This is a genomic window from Rania fehmarnensis (assembly GCF_056494185.1).
The window spans coordinates 2,494,690-2,518,798 of sequence record NZ_CM151398.1; the positions used below are offsets into that span (position 1 = coordinate 2,494,690).

General features: G+C 54.9%; 18 protein-coding genes. 12 read left to right on the plus strand and 6 right to left on the minus strand.

The window, feature by feature from the left end:
• Nucleotides 1–148: 148 nt before the first annotated feature.
• From SH573x_RS08265 to SH573x_RS08275, 3 genes are all read left to right on the plus strand, one after another.
• A complete protein-coding gene (locus SH573x_RS08265; RefSeq protein WP_479354080.1) occupies nucleotides 149–2,779 on the plus strand; it encodes a PAS domain-containing sensor histidine kinase in 2,631 nt (876 codons plus the stop codon).
• A gap of 316 nt (nucleotides 2,780–3,095) precedes the next feature.
• Entirely contained in the window at nucleotides 3,096–4,739 is a 1,644-nt protein-coding gene (locus tag SH573x_RS08270) for a 30S ribosomal protein S1 (protein WP_479354082.1), read from the plus strand.
• A gap of 156 nt (nucleotides 4,740–4,895) precedes the next feature.
• Nucleotides 4,896–5,078 (plus strand): hypothetical protein, encoded by a 183-nt coding sequence (locus SH573x_RS08275; protein ID WP_479354084.1) that lies wholly within the window; start codon nucleotides 4,896–4,898, stop codon nucleotides 5,076–5,078.
• Nucleotides 5,079–5,107: 29 nt separating this feature from the next.
• On the opposite strand, the gene SH573x_RS08280 is transcribed toward SH573x_RS08275, so the two are convergent.
• From SH573x_RS08280 to SH573x_RS08290, 3 genes are all read right to left on the minus strand, one after another.
• Nucleotides 5,108–6,448: a class II 3-deoxy-7-phosphoheptulonate synthase gene (locus SH573x_RS08280; protein ID WP_479354085.1), complete on the minus strand. Its 1,341-nt coding sequence runs from the start codon at nucleotides 6,446–6,448 to the stop codon at nucleotides 5,108–5,110.
• Between the two features lie 121 nt (nucleotides 6,449–6,569).
• Nucleotides 6,570–7,637: an isoaspartyl peptidase/L-asparaginase family protein gene (locus SH573x_RS08285; protein WP_479354087.1), complete on the minus strand. Its 1,068-nt coding sequence runs from the start codon at nucleotides 7,635–7,637 to the stop codon at nucleotides 6,570–6,572.
• 57 nt (nucleotides 7,638–7,694) lie between these two features.
• Complete coding sequence (locus SH573x_RS08290; protein WP_479354089.1) at nucleotides 7,695–8,804, minus strand: NHL repeat-containing protein; 1,110 nt, start codon at nucleotides 8,802–8,804, stop codon at nucleotides 7,695–7,697.
• A 389-nt stretch (nucleotides 8,805–9,193) separates the two neighbouring features.
• On the opposite strand from SH573x_RS08290, the gene SH573x_RS08295 reads away from it, so the two are divergent.
• Both SH573x_RS08295 and SH573x_RS08300 read left to right on the plus strand, forming a co-directional pair.
• Nucleotides 9,194–9,514: a hypothetical protein gene (locus SH573x_RS08295; protein ID WP_479354090.1), complete on the plus strand. Its 321-nt coding sequence runs from the start codon at nucleotides 9,194–9,196 to the stop codon at nucleotides 9,512–9,514.
• A 204-nt stretch (nucleotides 9,515–9,718) separates the two neighbouring features.
• On the plus strand, nucleotides 9,719–11,719 hold the full coding sequence (locus tag SH573x_RS08300; protein ID WP_479354092.1) for a SulP family inorganic anion transporter: 2,001 nt from the start codon (nucleotides 9,719–9,721) through the stop codon (nucleotides 11,717–11,719).
• On the opposite strand, the gene SH573x_RS08305 is transcribed toward SH573x_RS08300, so the two are convergent.
• Complete coding sequence (locus SH573x_RS08305) at nucleotides 11,710–12,648, minus strand: dihydrodipicolinate synthase family protein (RefSeq protein ID WP_479354094.1); 939 nt, start codon at nucleotides 12,646–12,648, stop codon at nucleotides 11,710–11,712. The genes SH573x_RS08300 and SH573x_RS08305 overlap by 10 nt on opposite strands.
• Nucleotides 12,649–12,988: 340 nt before the next feature.
• On the opposite strand from SH573x_RS08305, the gene SH573x_RS08310 reads away from it, so the two are divergent.
• The 5 genes from SH573x_RS08310 (at nucleotide 12,989) to SH573x_RS08330 (ending at nucleotide 19,724) form a co-directional block, all read left to right on the plus strand.
• The gene (locus tag SH573x_RS08310) at nucleotides 12,989–15,136 is read left to right on the plus strand and encodes a GAF domain-containing sensor histidine kinase (protein ID WP_479354096.1); all 2,148 of its coding nucleotides are present in this window, start codon (nucleotides 12,989–12,991) and stop codon (nucleotides 15,134–15,136) included.
• Between the two features lies 1 nt (nucleotide 15,137).
• Nucleotides 15,138–15,866, plus strand: coding sequence for a response regulator transcription factor (locus SH573x_RS08315; protein ID WP_479354097.1), 729 nt, complete (start codon nucleotides 15,138–15,140; stop codon nucleotides 15,864–15,866).
• A gap of 37 nt (nucleotides 15,867–15,903) precedes the next feature.
• The gene (locus SH573x_RS08320) at nucleotides 15,904–16,950 is read left to right on the plus strand and encodes a Gfo/Idh/MocA family protein (RefSeq protein WP_479354099.1); all 1,047 of its coding nucleotides are present in this window, start codon (nucleotides 15,904–15,906) and stop codon (nucleotides 16,948–16,950) included.
• Nucleotides 16,951–17,128: 178 nt separating this feature from the next.
• Nucleotides 17,129–18,061, plus strand: a complete 933-nt coding sequence (locus SH573x_RS08325; RefSeq protein WP_479354101.1) for a ThuA domain-containing protein — start codon at nucleotides 17,129–17,131, stop codon at nucleotides 18,059–18,061.
• Nucleotides 18,062–18,071: 10 nt separating this feature from the next.
• The gene (locus SH573x_RS08330) at nucleotides 18,072–19,724 is read left to right on the plus strand and encodes a permease (RefSeq protein WP_479354103.1); all 1,653 of its coding nucleotides are present in this window, start codon (nucleotides 18,072–18,074) and stop codon (nucleotides 19,722–19,724) included.
• A 78-nt stretch (nucleotides 19,725–19,802) separates the two neighbouring features.
• On the opposite strand, the gene SH573x_RS08335 is transcribed toward SH573x_RS08330, so the two are convergent.
• Complete coding sequence (locus tag SH573x_RS08335; protein WP_479356672.1) at nucleotides 19,803–21,506, minus strand: DEAD/DEAH box helicase; 1,704 nt, start codon at nucleotides 21,504–21,506, stop codon at nucleotides 19,803–19,805.
• A gap of 104 nt (nucleotides 21,507–21,610) precedes the next feature.
• The gene (locus tag SH573x_RS08340; protein WP_479354105.1) at nucleotides 21,611–22,153 is read right to left on the minus strand and encodes a hypothetical protein; all 543 of its coding nucleotides are present in this window, start codon (nucleotides 22,151–22,153) and stop codon (nucleotides 21,611–21,613) included.
• 280 nt (nucleotides 22,154–22,433) lie between these two features.
• Between SH573x_RS08340 and SH573x_RS08345 the strand changes: the two genes are divergently transcribed.
• Both SH573x_RS08345 and SH573x_RS08350 read left to right on the plus strand, forming a co-directional pair.
• Nucleotides 22,434–22,898, plus strand: coding sequence for a hypothetical protein (locus tag SH573x_RS08345; protein WP_479354106.1), 465 nt, complete (start codon nucleotides 22,434–22,436; stop codon nucleotides 22,896–22,898).
• A gap of 263 nt (nucleotides 22,899–23,161) precedes the next feature.
• Nucleotides 23,162–23,788 (plus strand): hypothetical protein, encoded by a 627-nt coding sequence (locus SH573x_RS08350; RefSeq protein ID WP_479354108.1) that lies wholly within the window; start codon nucleotides 23,162–23,164, stop codon nucleotides 23,786–23,788.
• Nucleotides 23,789–24,109: the final 321 nt, after the last annotated feature.

Here is a 24,109-nt window from a genome sequence, read left to right on the forward strand (position 1 = left end):
CTGTCTGACCGATAATTCAACTGGGACCCCTCGATTGCACCGCCGATTGCAATTCCCCGCAAGCACAATTCGTCAGCTGTTTATCCGAATCATATAAACGGCTTGTGAGGCCTGCGAAGAGTCTATCGGTCCCGGGACTTACTCTCGTATGGCTCGCCTTTCTAGCCAAGTACTGCGCCAGATTCGCTTTCTGACAATACTATTGTCGGTGGGCGTGGCGGCTATTGCGCTACGAGCAGCCCTCTCTGAGGCATTCTTGGATAACTATGACACACTGATTGGGTACGTTCCGACAGTCTTGTTTCTGATGTTCGGTGCTAGCCTGTCGATGCTGTTGATGTTCCTACGCCGTAGCGTGCGGCAACTAGATAAAGAGCGGCAGCAACTGGAAACCGTGTTCGAGTCGTTGGCCGAAGGCGTGGTGATTCACGATGCGACCGGTCGAATCGTGCAGTGCAACAGTCAGGCCAGCCATATCCTTGGGCTCGCTCAAACGCAACTCTTGGGCAAATCATCGGTCGATCCCGATTGGCAAGCCGTGTATGAAGACGGAACTCCGTGGCCCGGCAACGAGCATCCTGCCATGCTCACTCTGCGCACTGGCCAGTCCATTCGCAATGCGATCATGGGTATTCGTACTGCTACTGGCGAGAAACGCTGGCTGACCATTAACACGCAGGCCATATTCGATGCTAAACGCCAACCGATGATGGTGGTAGCCAGCTTTGCGGACGTCACCCACAGTCGTAAGCAGATGGATCGCTTGGATCTGACGATCAGCGGCGCGGGCCTCGGTACGTGGGACTGGAACATTGAAACCGGTGAAGTTGTCTTCAACGATATCTGGGCCAAGATGCTCGGTTACGAACTCCACGAAATACTGCCCAACGTCAGTTCTTGGGAGAAAATTGTCGATCCTGCAGCCGCTCGCAAAATCATGTCGCTGTTGGATGATCACTTGAGAGGCATCACACCGATCTATCGCAGCGAACATCGCTTGCTGTGCAAAGATGGATCATGGATGTGGGTACTCGACACTGGACAGGTGGTCGAGCGAGACGCCAGTGGCAAACCATTGCGCGCGTTAGGTGTACATGTCGATATAACGGCGACCAAGGAGATGGAGCGGCGCTTGCGCGAAAGCGACCAGCAATTCCTGGCGATCTTTGATCAAACCGCGCACCTGCTGTGGGTCCTTTCACCCGAGGGCAAAATACACAATGCGAACCAGGCTGCGCTGAAGTTTGCCGGCGCGCGGTTAATGAAGGTGATCGGAAGGCAGTTTGGCAGTTCGGAGTGGTTGGCCGCTTCGCTGGGGCAAGAGAGTGTTATGCAAGAAGCCATCGCACGCGCCGCCGCTGGGGATTTTGTGCGCTTCGAATTGGCTATCTACGACGACGCGGAAACTCATCATCGACACACAGCGGGGCATTTCGACTTCTCCATCAAGCCGGTTTTCAGTGCCGACGGGACTGTCAGCTCGTTGGTGGCCGAAGCGCTCGATATTACAGATGCGGTTAAGACTCGCGAGGGACTACATCTGGCGCAAGATCGTTTGGTCCAAGCAACTCGCAACGCACGCTTGGGCGTATGGGATTGGAATCCTCAAACCGATGAAGCCTGGTTCAGCGAGCAATGGTTTACAATGCTGGGCTATCAGGCGGACGAATTTGCGCACAAAGGTGAAACCTGGCTGCAATTGTTGCATCCGCAAGATCTTTCAGGGGTGGTGAGCGAGCTTAAGCGTTACTTGGATGGAGAGCTAGCCGACGCTGACACCGAGTTCCGCCTCGAGTTTCGCATGCGACATCGCGATGGCTCGTGGCGTTGGATTCTTTCGGTCGGGCGCGTGACGGCCCGCGATGAAGCGGGCCAGCCGCATCGCGTCTCCGGCGTCCACTTCGATGAAACCGATCGTAAGCAGATGCAATCACAACGCGCACAAGCTCAACGCTTGGAATCTATAGGTCAGTTGGCGGCAGGTGTGGCCCACGAGATCAATACTCCCATGCAGTTTGTCTCCGACAACTTGGAGTACCTGGTGGAAGGTCTGCAATCGGCTGAGCAAGTGATTGATAAACTGGAACAATTGGTGGCTGCCGCCAGTGATGAGGGTGTCCGCAAGCCCGTAGATCCACATTGGCTGCCCGCCACCTTGCGCCAAACGGGTTACGCACGCTTCAGGCAAGAATCTGCAGGCGCGGTGCGCGATTGTCGAGATGGTTGCCAGCGAGTGGTGACGATCGTGCATGCTATGCGTCAGTTATCGCATCCAGGCAACGACGGCTTTCATAGTGCCAACGTCAACGAGATCATCAACGGGGCCACAATTGTGACTCGCAATCGCTGGAAGTTTGTCGCGGATGTGCAACTGGAGTTGGATCCGAACTTGCCCAGCATCCCATGCCGCGCGGCCGAGTTAAGTCAAGTAATCGTGAACATGATCGTCAACGCTGCGGATGCCATCGAAGAACCATCCGAGGGCGTGGGAGAGTTGCATGGTCAAATCATCATCGGTACTCAGCTCTTAACGGAACACGTGCGCGTCACCGTCAAAGATAACGGTAGCGGCATACCGGCCAACGTCATTGATCGCATCTTTGATCCATTCTTTACCACCAAACCCGTGGGGCAAGGTACGGGGCAAGGGCTGGCGATTGCTCACGACATCGTCGTCAATCGACATCGTGGTGGCATGCGCGTTGAGAGCGAACCGGGCAAAGGCACCACTTTTATCATCCAACTGCCGCTAGCCCAAACCATGGCGGCCACCACCTAGTAGCCACCACCTAGTAGCCACCACCTAGTAGCCACCACTTAGCCGCCACCTGCAAGACTTTCCAGAACAAGTGCTAAGCACGTCGACACGGTCAATTCTGAATTGGAGCGTCTTTTTCTCTGCGTACTCCGCGGACTCTGCGTTTCAACCAAGGTGAACTGCTAACGCATGATTCCACGCAATACGATATTAGGTCGGTGGAGAGCATTTGGTCCACTGATTCAGGCTAACTAAATTTCCCGGCCCATGGTAAAATCGAGTACATTGTTCGGGCAACGAATCCCCCCATTTTTGATGACATGTTTAGGGCAATCTGATGAGTAGCGGTCAAGACGCCGACACCCCAGCTGCGGAAACTCCTGAAAATCCAGTAGATCCACAGGGTTCCTCCACTTCCTCTGCATCCGATGAACAGGCGCGTGAGGCAGCTTCGGGAGGCCCGCTGAGCATTGATCGCATTCGACAATTGCGGGCCAGTCAGGCACAGCAACCGGCTCGGCCAGCTCCGCCTCCGCGGCAAACTCGTCAAGCTCAAGAGATCGAAGCCGCCAAAGAAGCCACGGCTGCCACCACAGGTGAAGGTTTGGCTGACGCGGCCGGGGACGCGTCTCCAGGTGAAGCTGACAAGAAACCTTCGCGCGATCGCAAAGGTCGCAAGCCCTTCGGCAAACGCGACCAGCCAGCCTATCAAGCGGCCGAGCCGGTGCCCAAGTTCGAAGTGCCCTCCAAACGGGCCGCTCTACCGGCCGAACTACAGAATGAACTCGATTCCGCCTTGGCCGGGACCGACTTGGATCGCATGTTGATCGGCGATGCACTATTGCAAGTTGGCCGCGAACTGGAAGAGGGGCAACGAGTTCAAGGTCGTGTGCTGAAAGTTCACGGTGAGTACGTCTTCGTATCCCTGGGTGGAGCCAACGAAGGTGTGATCTCTGTCCTGCAATTTACAGAAGGAAACTTGCCGGAACCCGGGACACAATTGGAAGTTGTCATTCGCGGCTATCTGAACGAAGAAGGTCTGTACGATCTGTCGGTTCCCGGCGGTGCCATCAGCGTGGCTGACTGGGATGATCTCAAAGAAGGTGAAATTGTCGAAGCCAAAATTACGGCTGCTAATACCGGCGGTCTGGAATGCATGGTCGGTCAAGTGCGCGGCTTTATTCCCGCCAGCCAGGTAGCCGAGTATCGCATTGAGAACTTCAACGAGTTCATTGATCAAAAAGTACTGTGCGTGGTAACCCAGGCCAATCCGGGCCGCGGTAACCTGGTTCTGTCGCGCCGTGCGGTCCTGGAACGCGAAAAGGCTGAGAAGCGCGAACAACGTTTGGCCGCTTTGGAAGTCGGCGCTGCCGTCGAAGGTACCGTGCGCAAGATCATGGACTTCGGCGCCTTCATCGACATCGGTGGACTTGACGGTCTGCTGCACATCAGCCAACTGTCCTGGGAAAAAGTAAAACACCCCAGCGAGATCCTGCAAGACGGACAGAAGATTCAAGTCCGCGTCGACAAAGTTGATAAACAATCAGGCAAGATCAGTTTGTCGTATCGATCGCTGCAAGATCATCCTTGGACGGGAGTGGATACACGCTTTCCAGTGGGCGCAATTGTGCACGGCGTGGTTTCACGCATTGCCGACTTCGGTGCGTTCGTCAAACTGGCCACCGGTGTCGAAGGCCTGGTGCATCTCTCCGAGTTGGCTCACCATCGCGTGCACAAGGTAACCAACCATGTCAAAGAAGGTCAAGAAGTCGACGTCAAGGTGCTATCGGTTGAACCAGAACGCCAACGTATGAGCTTGTCACTGAAAGCTGCTCAGCAACCGCCGGCGGTGGATGCTAAAGCCGCCGAGCCAGAGGTCGAAGAACCACCACGCGAGCTCGCCCTGCCCAAACACCGTGGTCCGCTGAAAGGCGGCACCGGCAAGAATACCGGCGGCGAACGCTTCGGCCTCAAGTGGTAAACGTTGCCATGTCGCCCATCTCGCCAGAGATTGGAGCGTTTAAAAGGGATCATATCCAAAGTCTGGCGACTTCGGCTACGGGAGAGTTTGGTATAGGGATTGCATTAGCTCCATCATGTGTAACTCAACGAGTACTGATGATGTCGAGGTAATGCCATGTCGGATCAACCTGCAAGCGATAAACTAACAAAAGCAGCGCGCGGTGAGGATGAACCGCTGGATGCCGATCAACCAACAGCGCCATTTGCACTGGTGTTAGGCTCTTACCCCATCATACTTGTGCTGGCGCTGCTGTTTCTCTTGATGATGATCTGGTTTATGCGTGGCTCGCCAGAATAAGCGCGGGGACGTGTCCACGTGCTTAACGTCTACTTCTTGCGAATGAGGTCGGCGATAGAAAATGCGATCTCCATAGCTTGTTCGTAGTTCAGCCGGGGGTCGCAATGAGTTTGATAGGCGGTATGCAGATCATCTTCGGTTAATCCACCGGCACCGCCGATGCATTCGGTAACGGCTTCCCCGGTTAACTCCAAATGGACGCCGCCCAGATGCGAGCCATAGTCATGGTGAATGGCGATCGCTTCGCGCAGTTCGCCCAGGACATCCTCGAAACATCGAGTCTTATGTCCGCCGCTGGTGGATCGCGTGTTGCCGTGCATGGGATCACAGATCCATAACACTTGAGCACCAGAATCGCGCACCGCTTCGATTAGTGGTGGCAAACGCGTGGCGATATGGGCAGCACCCAAGCGATGAATGAAGCTTAGACGACCTGGTTCGTTGGTCGGGTTGAGGATGCGGGCCACCTCACATAGTTCATCGGCGGACATGCTCGGTCCAACCTTTACTCCGATTGGGTTCTTGATACCGCGTAAGTATTCGATGTGAGCGCCATCCAAAGCTCGGGTGCGATCACCTAGCCAGGGCATATGGGTGCCCAAGTTGTACCAGCCGCAACCGCGCACGCTCTCGCGCGTTAAAGCTTGTTCATATTGCAAATGCAAGGCTTCGTGCGAAGTAAAGAAATCAACGCGCCGCAGTTCTTCCAGCGGTCCATCGGAGATCGCTTCGATGAAACGCACCGCTTCACCCAAGGCGTTCACTAGCTGACGGTAGCGAGTCGATTCTTCGGAGCCGGCTGCGAACAGGAGTTTCCAGTTCTCGGGATGATGCAAGTCGGCAAAACCACCTTGACTTAGGGCACGAATAAAGTTCAACGTTAGGGCAGAACGTTCGTAACCGCGCAACAGCAATTGTGGGTCGGCTCGGCGATGGGCTTCGGAAAATCCGCGACGATTGATCAGGTCACCCCGATAGGTTGGCAATACGACATCGCCGCGTTGCTCGATATCGCTGCTGCGTGGTTTGGCGTATTGGCCGGCGATACGCCCCACACGGATAATGCGTTGACGCGAGCTGAAGACGAGTACCAGGCTCATCTGCAGCAGGACTTTGAGTTTGCTGGCGATCGGTTCCGCCTGACAATCTTCGAAGCTCTCCGCGCAGTCACCACCTTGCAGCAACCACGCTCGGCCGCTTTGTGCATCCCCGATCAATGTTCGCAAGTGATCGACTTCCCAGCTGGTCACCAGTGGGGGCAATAGTTTCAGAGCGGCAACTACTTCGCCCAGTGCGGTGGAGTCTGCGTAGGTTGGTTGTTGATTGGCGTGGTGTTCCTTCCAGGAATCCACGCGCCAAGCTTTGGTCATGGGTTGTTTCTTGTGGGGTTATGGAACGCGGTCGTCGCAGAGAGACCAATGTAGGATTGGCAAAAGCAGTATGGGCTGCGCTGCTGAGTATTGGTTGTGGGTGGTGTGTTTGAATCGGAGTTTAATCGCCAACAAATCCTGGATCAGCCAGGCCTTGCGCGTTAGTGGGTTCTTCACGCGCCAGGCGAACTTCGCGCACGCCTTTAGAGGTGGCCCAAGCTCGAGCGAGGGCTGGGGTATTGAATTGAGCTACAACTTTGTAGTTTTTGTCGATGGCGATCAGTCCGCCGCAGTCATCGGGTAAAACTTCCTTCATGATCGTCGTGGCTGCGGTTTCCAGAGTTTGATTGGCATAACGCAAACGCGCCGACATGTCTGCGGCCACGTTATGTCGAATAAACTCTTCACCAGTGCCCGTGCAAGAAACACCACACGTTTGATTCCACGCATAAGTGCCTGCACCGATGACTGGGCTGTCCCCTACTCTGCCCCAGCGCTTGCCCATCAAGCCGCCGGTGCTTGTGCCCGCGGCTATGTTGCCGTCTTTGTCGATGGCGACGCAGCCGACAGTCCCCAGGTACTTCGAATGCGGAATGTTGACGCCCTTGTCAATTTGGGCCTGGCGTGCTTGCCATTTCTTCCAGTCGGCGCGTTGTTCTTCGGTGATGAAATAGTCGGGGCTGACCAATTCGAGTTTGATACTCTCGGCGAATTTATCGGCTCCGCCGGCGGTGAGAAGCACATGCCGCGTGTCGGTCATGACATGCCGAGCTACGCCGATCGGGTTCTTGGCCTTTTTGACACCGGCCACCGCCCCACATGCCAGGTTGCGTCCATCCATGATGGAGGCGTCCAGTTCGTGTTCACCTTGTTCATTCAGTACGCAACCTTTACCCGCGTTGAACATCGGATCGTCTTCCAGCGCTCGCACGACAGCTTCGACTGCATCCAGTGCCGAGTTGCCGGAGGCGAGCAGTTGGATGCCCACGTCCAGGGCCTGACCCAAACTGGCGCGGCGCTGGGCCTTGTACTCCTCGGACCATTTTTCGGGTTCACCACCCGCCCCGCCGTGCAGGATGAGGGCGTATTTGTTGGACGATTGAGAATTCTGTTGAGCTTGCATCAGCGAAACGGGCACCATCGAAAAATATGCAACAAAAAGTAAGAGTGAACGCACTAGACTTGTCATGATTGTTTTCAGCTATCGAGGATTTAGGAACCGTAACGCTGCTTCGCTGACAGTTCCTTATTTCGGTTTAACGACTCGGATGCGATGATTTTCACTGTCGCCGATCCAAATGGTACCGTCGGCATCGACGAAGACGCCATGGGGGCGGTTGAGTCGGCAGCTGAGCGGCGGCCCGTCCGGGCCATCACCCTTCTGACCGTCGCCGACAACTAATTCTAACGTGCCACGCGCCATATCGATCATGCGAATCGTATGAGATTCAGTATCTGCTAGATAAACATTGCCCCGACCATCCAAGCCCACACATTTTGGTCCTGAGAGAGTTGCCTCAAGAGCCGGTCCGCCGTTGCCGCTAAAGCCTGATTTGCCAGTCCCCGCCAGTCGTTTCAGTGAGTCTGCCGACGGATCGAGTTTCAATACTGCGTTGCCCTCGCGCAAAGCCAACCAGAGCGTACCGTCGGGCGCCAGCGCCATCGCACGCGGACCGTTTAGCGGCGAACCGGTGATCGACGAACCATCGGCTGCCGTCTTTTTCTCGCCCGTTCCGCTCCAAGTGGTAATGATGCCAGTCGCCAGATCGACGCGGCGAAGGCGGTGATTGAGAATATCGCAGACCAGTAGTCGGCCTGTGGCATCAAAACACAAGCTGTGAGGTTGATTGAGCTGAGCGTTTGTGGCCAGTCCACCATCACCGCCAAAACCGGCTTTGCCCGTGCCGGCTACAGTCGAGATCACCAGAGACTGCGCGTCTACTTTGCGAACGATGTGGTTCAGACGTTCGACGAAATACAAGTTCTTCGCACTGTCCCATGCGAATTCATAGGGTTCGGTTAAGGCCGCTTTGGTAGCCGGTCCGCCATCGCCAGCGTAGCCTTTCTCGCCGTTTCCGGCATATGTCGAGATCGTGCCATCTGGTTCGATCCGGCGAATGCGGTGATTGTCGACATCACAGATGTAGATGAGGCCATCGGGACCACGAGCGACTGCGTAAGGATTATTGACCTGTGCCTGATCAGCCGGTCCACCGTCACCCGCATAACCTTTGACGCCATTGCCCACGACCGTCACCACCGTTTGAGAGAAGGCAGTTGCACCGTGAAAGCCAATGAGAAAGCTGATTACAACCACGGCGATTGGTCGAAAGGAGGTCAGGAATGTTAGCAACATGAGTTGGCCGATTTCGAAGTGTTGGCAGCGGTTGAATTTGCAAGCGAACATGTGGCGAGCCAATAGTATAGCTATCCTGTACAGCGGCTGTCCCCAGCCGCTGATAGTAGAGCGGCTGTCCCCAGCCGCTCCGCACCCGGCAAGTCGCTAAGCTGTCACGCTTGTCACGCTTGTCACGCTGGTCCGTTGGTTTGAAGAAACATTGGTTGTAGAGCGGCTGTCCCCAGCCGCTCAGCACCCGGCAAGTCGCTCACCTGTCACGCTTGTCACTGGTTAGAGGGTTCTGAGCAGCTGAGGACAGCTGCTCTACAGCTTCGCAAGTTTTCGACCGGGCGAAATCGGGCTTGCTAACTTGACATGCAGCGACTGCGAGGGTAGCGTCATAGTCCATGCGCAATTCATGTTTGACTGAGTGGCCGCCAAGAGTATCGATCATCGCCTGGATTCTAATCGGGTTGATGGTGGGTGGTTCGCTTGTCAACTATCTGGCTGCACCCGAAGCGTCGGGAATCTGCGTAGAGTCGCGAGCGTTGGAGCTGGAGGATGATCGAGTCGACGTGCTGGATGTTGCCTACATTCCAGCCAACGGTCATCTCTGGACGTGCTGTGTGGCGTTTCCAGGAGATGTCCCGCTCAGTCATGCGCTGGATCTGTGGAGTGCTGAACAAGCTACTCATTTCGTACGTGGGCCGCCTTTGTTGAACGCTTAAGTCGTTCGCTTAGCCCAGGACATTGACCGCCGATCGGTGCATTGTCTTGAGCAAACTGCTGTGGCGAGACCCCTTTCGCCCTAGCCCTTCTCAACTGATTTCAAGGCGGTATGCGTTACCCGGTTGGTTCAACTGTGGTGGCGCGTAAAGTTTCGTCCTGCGCACCAAAATCAATTCAGCCTCAGAATCGAGTATGAGTTATCTATGGCTATAGTCCCAAGTGAAACGCCACGCGGCAACGCTGCGGGTTTTAAAAAGTATTTTTGGAAGGACCTGACGTCAGGTTTCTTTGTGTTCCTGATCGCTCTGCCGTTGTGCTTGGGTATTGCACTGGCCAGCGGTTATCCGGTGATGGCGGGTATCTTCACCGCGATCATCGGGTCCATCGTGACAACCTTCATCAGCAATAGTGAACTAACGATCAAGGGCCCCGCTGCGGGTTTGATCGTGATTGCCGTGGGCTGCATCGAAGACTTTGGAGGCGATGGATTCGTCAATGGTATTGGCGAATTTGATATACCCGCTTACCGCGCGGCGCTGGCTGTAGGGGTAGCCGCGGCGGTTCTTCAGATTGTCTTCGGTTCTTTCAAGGCAGGCATCCTGGGCGAGTTCTTTCCGCGCTCAGCAATTCACGGCATGTTGGCAGCCATTGGCGTCATCATCATTGCCAAGCAAATCCCAGTTGCCCTGGGCGTGACCGCCAAAGGTGAACCACTTCACCTGCTGATGTCGATTCCGCAATTTGTCATGGAAGCCAATCCGGCCATTGCGCTAATTGGAGTTGTCAGCTTGATCATCTTGTTTGCCTGGCCTAGCGTGCGCAAACACATCAAGCCGATGGCAGCGGTGCCACCGCAGTTGATCGTCTTGGTTGTGGCAGTTGTATTGGGATTGTTGATGGACCTGCTGCACGATCACAGCTACGTCATGCAGGGGCACAAGTATCAACTCGGCGAACAGTTTCTTGTCGATATGCCCAAGCAAATTGGTGGTATGTTCCAGTACATTACCTTTCCAGACTTTAGTGTGCTGGTCGAGATGAAGGCTTGGAAATGGGTCTTTATGTTCTTTATGATCGGAACCTTGGAGTCGATTCTGAGCGCCAAAGCCATCGATTCGCTCGATCCCTGGCGGCGCAAGACCAACATGGACCGTGATATCGTGGGCGTAGGTGTGGCCAATCTGTGCGCCGCCATGGTTGGTGGTCTGCCGATGATTTCGGAGATCGTGCGCAGCAAAGCCAACATCGATAATGGCGCGCGCACGCGTTTTGCCGACTGGTGGCACGGCATCTTGCTCTTGATCTGCGTGGCCCTGTTCCCCACCACACTGCACTTGATACCGCTAGCTGCACTGGCAGCAATGTTGGTTTATACCGGTTCGCGGTTGGCGCATCCCAACGAGTTTGTTCATGTTTATCACAGCGGTAAAGAGCAACTGTTGATCTTCATCGTCACCTTGGTAATGACGTTGGCGACCGACCTGCTGATTGGAATTGGAGCTGGTATTGCGCTGAAGTTCTTCATTCACTCGATCAACGGCGTGCCCTTGCATTCGTTCTTCAAGACCTTCTTGGTTACCGAACAGCTAGCGGACGATACGACCTTGATTCGAGCTCAAGAGTCGGCAGTCTTCAGTAACTGGATTCCGTTTCGGCGGCAGTTGGAACAGATCGCTTTGGTCCAGCGACAAAACATCGTGTTGGATGTCTCGGACACCAAACTAGTCGACCACACGGTGATGGAGAAGTTACAGGAGATGCAGATTGAGCTGGAGAGCGAAGGGCTTAAACTGGACATTGTGGGTTTGGAAAGCCATCAGCCGCTGGCGCACCACGGTCAAGCCGCCCGCAAACGCGGCTTGGCTCGCATGCGTCGCGTGACTGTGATTGCCGATGAAAACTTGGAAGAAAGATTTGAACGCGAGTTCGTGCAGTTGGGGGCTACAGGTTTCACCGTCATCGCATGTCGCGGCGCGGGGCGACGCACGCTGAGCGAGCATTCCATCGCTACCGACAGCAACATCCGGATCGAAGTTGTGGTGCCCTTTGATGTGTGCGACAAGATCCTGAGCTTCTTGCGCAAAGAGATGATGCCCAACTACCGCGTCACTGCGGTAGTTGAAACCGTCGAAGTCGTGTTAGCCGAGCAGTTCTTGCCACTGAACCAGCCGATTGAACAGGAGAGCGAAGTGGCTCACGTTTGAGCGCTGGAAAGACTGTCGACAATCTCTTTGACGCGAGCGCGTTCCGGGGCTTTGAAGCGATGGAAGGGCTCGGCCATGAAGTCGTCGCAGATTCCCAGCAGCGACAGTGCGCACTTAGTGGCTTTGATAAAGCGCGAAGCATATTTGCCAATGTTATAGATGCCTTGCAGCTTTTCAACTTGAGATTGAATCGCTGCCAGTCGCACTGGATCGCCGGCCAGGGATGCTTCGTACAATTCGACAAACATCTTGGGAAAGGCATTGGCTCCACCGGTCACGCCGCCATTGCCACCTAGCCCCATGGCTTGCGGCAACATGGCTTCGGGGCCAATCATGATCGACCAATCCGGGCGCTGCTCGCGGAGGCTCATCAAACTGGCAAAGTAACTCAGGTCACCGCTGCTGTCCTTGATGCCAATGATTTGTCGATGGCCAGTCAGTTGCTTGAGTGTTCCCAGTTCAAACCAAACTTTGGTCAGGCTGGGCATGTTGTATAAAACCAGTGGCAATGGTAGTTCGGGCAGCAAGTGTTCGACGTAAGCCAACAGTTCCGTTTGACCGGCTGGAAAGTAATAGGGTGTGGCCAAGACCAAGGCGCTGGCACCGGCCGTCGCTGCATGTTTGGCAAGTTCCACCGATTCAACAAACGACGTATCAGTAATACCCACCAGCACCGGTACACGACCGGCCACCAACTGACACACACGCGTCACAAATTCGCGCCGCAGACGGTAGCTCAGACTGGGAGCTTCCCCCGTGGTTCCCAAGGCGAACAAACCGTGCACACCACCGCCGAGCATATGTTCGATCAACCGCTCCAGGCCGCCCAGGTCCAGTTGGTCCCGATCCATTAGCGGAGTCACCATGGGCGGTACGATACCTTGTAACTTTAATTCGCTCATAAGTCGCCAAACGTCGCGCTGTTCCATTCGAAAAAAACACTCGATGGCAATAAACCACCGCGTAAACCGCGATTAGCCTACTCGCTGCCCAGAACGTTGGCGAGGGGAGTGTCTCCTTTCGCTCCGCGAAAGCCGCGCAGGCCGCCCAGTCATCACAATGTTTTTTTCGCCAATGTCATCCAAGCATCGAAGTGCTCAATGCGAGCGCCTTCCGCTACGGCGGAGGGTAAGTCGATTTAACTCTACGAAAATTGAGTTAAACTTGCATCACGCGCTGATTAATTGCTGAGGCAGATCAAAAACGGGGTGAATTGCATGTGACAATCCGTCAGAATGTGGGCGATGCATTTTGGGCGGAGGCCACCAAATGTCTGCACAGCCACAACTGCCAACCAAGACATTGGAGCATTTGCAGAAAGAGTTGGATGACGCGCGGCGCGAGAATCGTCGTTTCCGCACGCTGATTCTGTCGGAAGCTCTTGAGGCCTGGGCCTCGGATGTCCAAGGTACGCTCGTCGAAATCATTTGCGACGATGGAAATCGCGTTCTACCACCAGATGCTTTACCAGTCGCGTTGCGGTTGGACCTGGTGCATCCGGATGATCTGGCTGCCTTGGTGCAAGTTATCGAAGGCGCCAAGCACAGTGGTCGACGTTTCTCAATCAATGTTCGCGGCGACAATCAATTCGGCCAGTGGCGACACTTGCATGTCCGCGGATTTCCCGTCAAAGACGAGCGCGGCGACATCGAAGAATGGGTTGGTCTAGTTTCTGACGAGACCGCGCAAGTGCAGATCGAAGCCAAAAACGTCGAGTTGAGAACTTGTTTGCAGAATGCGCTGCAGAAAGTGGTCGACGAGTTGGCGGTGCGCAAACGTATCGAAGAAATGTTGGTCAGCCAGAATGAGATTCTCGAGAGCATCGCGCTTGGCCAACCGTTGAACAAGATTCTGACGCAAATCGTGTTGATGGTCGAACGTCGATTGACTGATACACTCGGTTCGGTGATGTTGCGCCAAGGAAGTTGTTTGAACCTGATCGCTGGCCCCAATTTGCCGACTGAGTACTGCAGCCGCATGGTTGACATTCCAATTGGTGAAGGTGTTGGGTCGTGCGGGACAGCTGCGTTTCGCGGCCAGACTGTAATTGTCTCGGACATCGAGCATGACGATTTATGGCAAGACTATAGCCAGTGGGTGATCTCGCAAGACTTGCGCGCATGCTGGTCGGTGCCTATCATTTCACGGTCGATTCATTGCAGTGATGCAGCGGGCGGCCTGACGCAGACCCTGGGCACCTTTGCGCTCTATCACCGTCAGGTCTCTAGTCCGGGCGTCAAGGACTTGGAAGTGGTCGCTAAAGCTGCACACCTGGCCGCCATTGCCATTGAACGCGAGTTGAATTCTCAAGCTTTGCATGCGAGCGAAGCCAAATTTCAGCAGTTTGCGGCGGCCAGCGAAGATGTCTTCTGGATCTTGGATATTCAATCCCACCAGGCGGGTTATGTCAGTCCCGCCACTATCAAGCTGTTTGGCGAACCGCCAGAAAATTTCCTCAATCCAGATATGTGGATCGACTATGTAGTGGCCGAGGATCGCGAGCAGTTTGCCTTGCATCAAGGGACAGCTGTCGCCGGTAAGGCAGGCGAAGGTAGATTTCGAATTCGGCGTCGCGATGGCCAGCAGCGTTGGGTTCACAATCGCTGGTTCCCGATTCATGATGACCAAGGCCATTTATGTCGCGTTGCGGGCACCTTGAAAGATGTTACCGAGAGTGTCCTGACCGAAGAACGCTTGGCGCGACAGAGCGCCGAATTGTCGCACGCATCCAGGGTGAGCAGTCTGGGATTGATGGCCGCGGCCATATCCCACGAGATCAACCAACCGCTAAACGCCATCAGCAATTATGCCAACGCATGTTCACGCTGTTTGGACGATTTGAGCGACGAAAATCGAGCTTTGTTGGCGAATTGTTTCGAGCGGTTGGGCGAGTCGGCACTCCAAGCCGGGGAAATCGTGCGCCGGTTGCGTTCGTTTGTGCGCAAAGATTCTGTACGGCAAGACTACCACGATTTAAATTTAATCGTCCGCGACGCCTTGATACTGATGGGAACCGAACTTAGACGGCGCGAAGTTCGTGTGGAATTGCACTCTTCGAGCGCCCCTGCCTGGATCCTGGCCGATGCCGTTCAAATGCAGCAGGTCATCATGAATTTGCTGACCAATGCAGCCGATGCGATGGCCGAACAACCCGCTGCCAGCCGGTTGGTTCGAATAGATACCGTTACACGCGAAAAGAATGTAGAATGCCGCATCTGCGATTCCGGCCCTGGGTTCGGTGACGCGGTATTGGCCGAACTATTTGCGCCATTTTTGACCACCAAGAGCCACGGATCCGGCATTGGCTTGAGTATTTGTCGAAACATATTGAACGATCATGGAGGTTCTATTCAAGTCACCAACTGCTCCCATGGAGGAGCAGTCGTAACTATTCACTTACCGCTGACGGACAGGTAGCATGAAAGCCCCTCGCCCAGTTTTCGTCGTGGATGATGAACCGCAAGTCTTGGATTCCGTAAGATGTCTACTGCAATGTGATAAACACGAAGTTTACTGTTTCTCCAGCGCCAAGAAATTCTTGGATCAACTGTCGAAAGATCAGGTCGGCTGTTTGATCACGGATCTGGGTATGCCTGAAATCGATGGCTTCGAACTGCAAGAGCGGTTGATGGCCATGGACTCAGTTCTCTCGGTCATTATCGTTACTGGTCGCGCCGACGTGGGCGCTGCCGTTCGGTTGATGAAAAACGGCGCCGTGACACTGCTTGAAAAACCATATCCAGCGGAAGTACTTCTGAAGGAAGTCAAGCACTCGCTAGACTTGAGCCAGAAAAGGGCTGAGCGCAAACGCTTGCGCGATGAAGCCCGCAGACTCCTGGCTCTGTTGGACGAAGATGAACGCGAAGTCATGACCCTGGCAGCCGAAGGCTTGCCCAACAAAGCGATTTCCCACCGCTTGGCTCTCAGCGCTCGCACCGTCGATCGCCGTCGCCAATCAGCGATGACCAAGCTGAATATATCTTCGCCGGCTGGCTATACCAAGCTATTGGCCCTGGCCAGCAATGATGGACTGCTCGACCCCGACGCCGCCTTCGATTCCGACTTAGGGAAAGCACCTCAACATCCAACCAAGGATGATGACGATGATCAGTTTCCACCGATGAGCATGGCCGTGGTTAGAAGTTAGAAGTTAGAAGTTTGAAAGTCTAAAACTGAAAATTGAAATGCTTCATCGGCGCGCTGTTATAGGTCATACGCTTGGCGCTTGGGCTGCGCTCTGCGTCCCACTCCCACTCTGGGCTCAGGCTGTTAACCGCCCGTTGCGCGTTGGTCAAATCGGTGTTCAGCATGCGCATGCCACCAAACTGAGTGTCTATCGTCAATTGCCCGAGTATGAAGTTGTGGGCTTGGTGGAATCCGACCAAGATGCCAGGCGCCAGGCGGCTGAGTTGCCAGCCTTTAAAGGCGTGCCTTGGATGAGCGAGGCACAACTGCTGGACTTGCCCGATCTGGATGCAGTGCTGGTTGAAACTCATGTTCGCGACCTATTGGCCACGGCGCAGCGCGTCATCGATCGCGGTTGTCACGTGCATCTGGACAAACCGGCCGGACATGACTTCGATAGCTACAAACGCTTGTTGGAAACAGCTGAGCAAAAGCACTTGATGGTGCAGATGGGATACATGTATCGCTATAACCCAGCCGTCTTGCTCCTGCGCGAGTTTTTGAAACAAGGTTGGCTCGGTGAGATCTATGAAGTCCACGCTATGCTCGGTAAACCGCTGGCCGCGGCCGAGCGGCGCGAACTAGCCGAGTTTCCCGGTGGAGTCATGTTCGAACTGGGCTGCCATGTGCTCGACCTGGTCGTGGGTGTTATTGGTCCAGGCAGCCGGGCCACCGTCTTCAACCAGCACTTGGGCAGCGACGGACTGTGCGACAACATGTTGACAGTCCTGGAAAAAGATCGCCTGCTGGCGACGGTTAAAGTCAGCGCTTACGAAATCGATGGCACCGCTCGACGACACCTGACCGTTTGCGGAACCCAAGGTACCTTTCACATCCAACCTTTGGATAATCCCACGGCCACCATTTCGCTGGATACGGCTCGTGGCCAGTTTAAAGCCGGCCGACAAACTCAGACCTTTCCTAAGTTCACTCGCTATATTGCAGACGCAGTCGATATGGCCCGCGTCATATCGGGCCAAAAGACCAGCGATTTCTCCTATCAGCACGACCTGGACGTACAACGACTGGTTTTGGCCAGCGGTTGACGTAAACTGTCACCCTAGCGGAAGCCGTCAAGGCTTTCGGAGTTCGGGCACCGTAGCGGAAGCCGTCAAGGCTTTCGAAGTTCGAAATGCTTGACGCATTCCGCTACGAGGCAGTTCGAGATGCTTGACGCATTCCGCTACGAGGGGCCGCAGTACTTTTCCAGGCGAGGATATATTCATGATCAACACACTGATACGCACAGCACTCGTGTTCACGCTGGCCTTGTCGGCTGCGGTCACCAACTCTTGGGCTGAAGAGAATGGCCAGAAGAAGCTCGTAATCGTGGCTGGTAAACCTTCGCACCCCAAGCGCATGCATGAGTTCAACGCGGGGGCGAAACTGATGGCTGCGTGCCTTAAGCAGTCCAATGCCCTGAGCGTGCACGTGGTTCATAACGGTTGGCCCAAGGATGAAGCAATCTTCGACAAGGCTGACGCGGTTATCTTTTACATGGACGGTGGCAAGGGACACGAAGTAGTTCAAGAGGGCCAGCGACGACTCGAGATGGTCGATGCGTGGGCTAAGAAGGGTGTCGGCTTGGGCTTTATGCATTACGGTGTCGAAGTTGTGCCTGACCAGGCCGGCAAACAATTCAAGAGCTGGATTGGTGGCCACTATGAACACATGTTCTCGTGCAATCCCATTTGGGAACCTATGTTCAGTGATTTCGCCAAACATCCGATTACCAATGGTGTCCAACCCTTTACGGTCAAGGACGAGTGGTACTTCAACATGCGGTTCATCGACGATGTCGCTGGTAACACCGCTGGTACGCTGGAAGATTTGAAGTTCACTCCGATTCTAGTAGCGGCACCCAGTGACTCGGTACGCAATGGTCCTTATGTTTATCCACCGGGACCATATCAACATATTCAAGCCAACAAGGGACGAGCCGAAGCGATGATGTGGGCGGTCGAGCGCCCAGATGGCGGACGTGGCTTTGGTTTTACCGGCGGGCATTTTCATGACAACTGGAGCAACGATCAGTTTCGCAAAGTTGTCCTCAATGCCTGCGTGTGGCTAGCTGGCGCGGAAGTTCCCGCCACCGGTGTCGAGTCGGTACTCGAGCCTGGACAAATTGATCAGAATCTCGATCCCAAAGCGAATTAGAAAGTTCCGCATGCAATCGCGTTATCGTTGGGCGCAGTCAGGTGATATCAACGCTTTCTTTGGTTTGGTGCTCGACAATGTAGCCGTGCTGATCTTGATGGTTAGCTTGCTACATGGCGCCTTTGACTTTCCGGAACGCTTTGCTTTGCGACACATGATCACCGGCACAGCCTTGGGTGTGCTGGTCGGTGATTTGCTGTTCTTCTTTTTAGCGTTGCGGCTGGCCAAACGCACTGGCAACACGGAAGTGACCGCCATGCCGCTAGGTTTGGATACACCCAGCACCTTCGGCATGGCGCTGTTCGTGCTGGGCCCTGCCTTTGTCACTGCCAAACAACAAGGACTGGATGTAGACTCTGCCGCCCACTATGCCTGGGAGATCGGCATCTGCAGCATGTTCATCAGCGGGATCTTCAAGATGATCTGCGCGGTGGGCAGTGGTTGGGTGCGGCGCGTGGTGCCTCGCGCCGGGCTGCTGGGATCCCTGGCTGCCATCGCGCTGGTGCTGATCAGTTTCTTTCCGCTGCTGGAGATTTTGCAGGTACCCTTGGTTGGTCTGGTATCGCTGGCGATTATTCTCACCTCGCTGGTGGGTCGAGTCCCCTTGCCCTTCAAACTACCAGGCACAGTCGGTGCGTTCATCGTGGCCGGGTCGATGTATGGATTGATGGTCCTGACCAAGAACGTCGAACTGCCTCCTTCGGCGTTCGATCCAAAGTTTGGTTTGTTTCCGACCGAATGGACCGAGGCGCTCAGTTTCGGCTGGTTCGCGCGCATGCAGGACACCTTCAATTACTTGCCCCTGATCATTCCCTTTGCGTTGGCTACGGTAGTGGGTGGAATCGACTGCACCGAGAGCGCGATCGCAGCTGGTGATCATTACGATACGAAGACGGTCATCGGCGTAGAAGCGCTAGCCACCTTGGTCGCCAGTTTTTGTGGCGCAGTCATTCAGACAACTCCCTACATCGGCCATCCAGCTTATAAAGCCATGGGTGGTCGCGCTGCTTATACACTGGTCACCGCACTCTTTATGGGCATCATGGGCGTGGTGGGATTGTTCGGCTACTTTTACCAGTTCATTCCCGCGGTGGCCGTGTTTCCGATTCTGGTTTTCGTCGGGCTGGAAATCACCGCCCAGAGTTTCATGGCTACTCCTCGGCGACATTACACGGCTGTGGCCGTCGCGTGTGTACCAGCCTTGGCTTCGCTGTCGGTAAACTTCATCGATCAGATTTGGTTTTCGATTCTAGAACAAGGCAAGCTGGCCGCGTTTGCCAACAATCAAGAACTGGCTCACAAAGTTCAAGCCGCTACGATTCTCAGTCACGGCTTTATCTTGACCAGCATCTTTTGGGCGTCGGCCTTGGCGATGGCCATTGATCGCAAGCTGGTGCAATCGGCTATTTACTATTTGATCGCAGCTACCTGCACGTTGTTTGGTCTGATGCATTCGCCGCTACCTAATGCACCGATTCGCTTGCCATTTGCGATACCCGGGGTATCACCGGAACTGGTCTTGCCAGCCGAACTGCAACCTCAAATGTTTAGTTGGGTTGGCGGCTACGTGATCGTCGCCGTGTTGCTGCTGCTGTGGGCTTATTACTTGAAGGCCACCGGGCAAACCGCTCCAGATGGTCATGCGGACCTGGAAAACTACTAAGCACAGTTGCACTCCTACTCCTACTCCTACTCCTACTCGTACTCGTACGCATTTCGAGCACGATCACGAGTACCTCTGCTACGCCACTTTCTTATGAGGTGGCGGAGCCTTTAGTTTGAAGAGTCCGAAGATCTCTTGCTGGCTGAGCCCAACGGTGCGCGGAGTGCCGGCTTCGGCGAACAGTTGATTGAACAGCTCGCGTTTCTCTTCCAGCACATCGTGGATGCGTTGCTCGATCGTGTTGGCAGCCATCATGCGCGTGACTGTTACAGGGGCCGAAACGCCGATGCGGTGCGCACGATTGATGGCTTGATCTTCAACCGCCGGGTTCCACCAGCGGTCGAACAGAAATACGTAATGGCAGAACTGCAAGTTAAGTCCGACGCTGCCTGCACCATAGCTCATCAGAATTAAGTGCTTGGAGCTATCGGTCTTGAACTGTTGAATGACACCATCGCGTTTGGAACTCGGAATGCGCCCGTGATATTCGAGCGGTCCAAATCGTTCCAGGGCGTTGCGCAGAGTGGTTAGCGTTTCGACCCATTGGCTGAAGATGATCGCCTTCTGGCCTGAGGCGGCGATCTCTTCCATGTCCGCTTCCAGGCGTTCCATTTTGCAACTGGCACCAGTGGCCGGGTCGAAGTTGCAAATCTGTTTCAGTCTTAACACCAATTCGAACACATGTTGAATTGTCACGGTGTCGCCCATGCGCGTCAGTTGGACAACACCTTCTTCTTCAGCCGTGCGATAGCTGTCCTGTTGCGAGGCTGTCAATTCCAATTGTTCATCGCGGAACATCTTGGGCGGCATTTCGGTCAGCACTTTGTCCTTGGTGCGTCGCAAGATGTGATCGCGGGTGGCCTTGGAGATACTCTTCAGATGCATATCGCTGCGCAGGTAGCCAGGCGAAAGGAATTCAAAGATATTGACCAGGTCTTCGACGGAGTTTTCGATGGGGGTTCCGGTGAGTGCCCATGAACGTGAGCGCGGGATGGAGCGCACGATCTCGGCAGTGGTGCCATTGCGATTTTTGATGCGCTGGGCTTCGTCGAGAATCACTAAATCAAAATGCTGATCGGGGTTATCGACGGCCGCGCGATCGCGCATCATCAATTCATAATTGGCAATGCGGACCGGTGCGGCCCCTTTTTGCCACATCCACTGACGTTTGGCCTGATCGCCTTCGATGACGACGACCGGAATCTCGGGCGCCCACTGACGAAACTCGCGTACCCAATTGGTTACCAGCGGCTTAGGGCAAATCAAGAGCACCGTGCGCAGTTGTCCGGACAGGAGCAGCATGCGAACCGTGGTGATGGCTTGCATCGTTTTGCCCAGCCCCATCTCATCGGCCAGGATGGCGGTCTCGCGTGGGAAGAGAAACGCGATGCCTTCGAGCTGATAGGGAAACGGCTGAAAGGGAAATGTCAATTGAGCTGTGGCGGCCATCATCTCCAAAGGTGGTTGCAATACGAAGTACAACCGATCTTCCAGTTTGATGAGATCCTTGGGTGGGGCGATGCGCGTGCTGCGTTCGGGTTTGATGCCCACGCGCGGTGGTTCAGGTGGACCGCTGGGTATATCAGTGATCGAAGCCGCTGGGTTGTCAGCGCTTTTGGCAGCCGCCGGCTTGGGCTCAGGCAATAAGAAGTTAGGCGACTCAGGAAACGAGAAGCCTATGGTCTTAGGCAGATTGGCGGTCAGCTTGATAGGGACGACGGTAATATCGAGCTTGGAAGGCGTTTGCGATAGGACTTCGGGCAGAGCGACGCGGCTGAGCATGCCTTGCCAACCGGTGGCATAGGTGCCCACATCCAAGTCAGCCAAGCGCGGGGCCGGTGCTGGAGAATCTACGAAATGTATATCCACTTGATTAGGCTCTCGCGTTAAGCGGCCTTCATGATCGGATGGGCTTCGACGAGGGCTTCTGCAATGCGCTGAAACGGTTCGCTGATATTGATGGACAATTTCAGTTCTTGCCAAAGTTCGCGCAGCTTCGGTTCGGTGTGCAGGTCATCGCTGAGGATCATCAATGCAGTATCCGCCAGCTTGATCGACTTCAAACGCGAATGGTCACTGACTGGAACATTGGCGTTGGGGGTGTTGCCGGAAATGCAGGCGACAATGACATCGGTCACCCGGCTCAGCGCGAGCACGGCGGCGCAATCGGTCAAGACCACATGTGGGGTCAGCTTGGCTTTGGTGACCAGTGCTTTGGCGATTTGTTCACCACAGACAAAGTCGGCCAGGGTAGCGCCGTAGAGAATTTCTTGGGCTCGACTGGGTTTCACTGGCAAGGTGCAATGGAATTCAAGTGGTCGAGCGTGCGTGTTGAGAATCAGGTAGCCGCCGAAGTACCCGTGTTCGGCATGATAACGAACGGTACAAAAACCAACAGATCGCGGACTATCAGGATTCGAATTGGACATGCCTGCCTTGATATCTATAAACGCTAGCAAACGGCCGACGCAGTGCGCCAGCAACCTATTTCTCCGACTCAGCCGTCTCAGGCTCTGTCGAGATCCACGTGCACCGGGTTAAGTCGGACGTTGGGTTGCAACGACTTTAACAGTCGCTCTCGGGGAATCAGTTTTCACGCGGTCTACGGAATTTCTCCAGTTTGCCAATTACAAGTTGCTCGACGCGGCTGTGGCGGCTTGTCTATAATGACGGGATCAGTCGTCCTTCCATACGCTAGGGAGTTCATCAGTGGCTCAGGATCCATCACATTTCGCACCGGTGTTTCGCATCGACGTCTCGCCTGAACCGGCTTCGAGCCAGGGTCAGCCGGCCCACAGCGACAATGCTGTAGCCACGCTGGCATTGCTCAGGCAGATGGTCAGTATGCAAGACAAGCAGAATCAATTGCTGGAGCAGTTGGTCCAAAACACGGTAGCCACGCAAAAGCAACGAGCCGCCGAGTTGCAACAGTGGAAAGACGCCAATCCTCGCCTGGCCAAGGCTTGCCGGAAGGCAGCCGAATCGCTTTCACGCGTGCAAACACAGTTTCTGGAAAGTCTCACCGACGAAATCAGCGATAACGAAGACACGCTGTTGGACGGCGATTTCATGCTGGGTGAGTTCGTCGATCGCTTCGGACCGCGGCTGGCTCACCTGAATGGTGTGCTGCAAGTGCTAGCTCAACTAGGTAGCGGCGTGCCAGCACAGCAGTAGCGGAATGCGTCAAGCATTTCGACAGCTACCCGTAGCGGAATGCGTCAAGCATTTCGATTAAGAAGGGCTTCCATCCTGCTTGGCACTGGCAATGCCGCCCATTGCTAGTGTCCAAGACCATTTCGACTTCTGTGCGCTCCGATATTTGCTCTTGCCGCCGCCTCTGGTTATTTGCGATAGTCCTCGGCTGTTTGCGTCACATCGATTGTTGACGCAATCCGCTGGTGTTTGTCCGCAATATCTGGACGGAAGGGAATCCGCGAGTGAATCGTCGTTGGCTTGAGCAGAGCGTTCTATGCGCATGCGTAGCAGCGATGATTGGCTGTCATCATTTCCTGCCATCCGCACAGCGTCAGCCGCAAATCGAAGTCCCGCTGGTCAACCCGTTTCAAGTTGGACCGGTTGATCCGGAAATTGTGCGGCGAGAGATTGTCGATGCGGTCGATGATTATTTTCGCATCAAATCAGAATCAGCGGTTCGCCGCGATAGTGCCGCCTGGATAGAAGGCCGCCTGGAAACGTTTCCCGAAGTCGGTGGAACCATCTTTGAACCTTGGCGGCGAGATTCCACGCGTGGATTTGAACGGATTCAAAGTACGTTTCAAACCATTCGCCGGACTGCCTATGTCAAAATCGTGCCTGGTCCCGATGGATACTTGATCGATGTCAAAGTCGTTAAAGAGAAGGAAGACGTCGATCATTCCCAGTATCCAACGGCTGGATCTTCCGTGCAGCGTCACGATGGTTCAGTAATTCGCAACGCCAATGTGCTCAGCGACTTGCCCATCACTACCGAGTGGTACCCAGCCGGCGCAGGTCGCGACCTGGAACTCGAGCGACGTTTGGCCGAAAGCATCGCCGGTCGCCTGACCAACATCGAGAAGCCCTAGTTGGTTGAAACGACCAAAGACTTCGGTAACGGTCGCAATCACCGCGCCCGCGGCTCCGGTGGATTGCCTGGTTCCCGATGTTTCGGTACCCAGGCAATCGAGCTTGCAGTATAGCCGGTCGACAATTGGAGCCGCAACTTCGCTTGGCCGCTTGCCAGTTTCATAGGCGTGTCTGCATCAGCCAAGACTGATTGAACCACAGAGGCACAGAGAACACGGAGAGTTACAACGACGGTTTATCGATTGTCCGTTCCGCAGCATGTTGATCTTGAACCAACTTTGCCGATCGCGCATGCCGGTGCCTGACGGCGACCGGCAGAG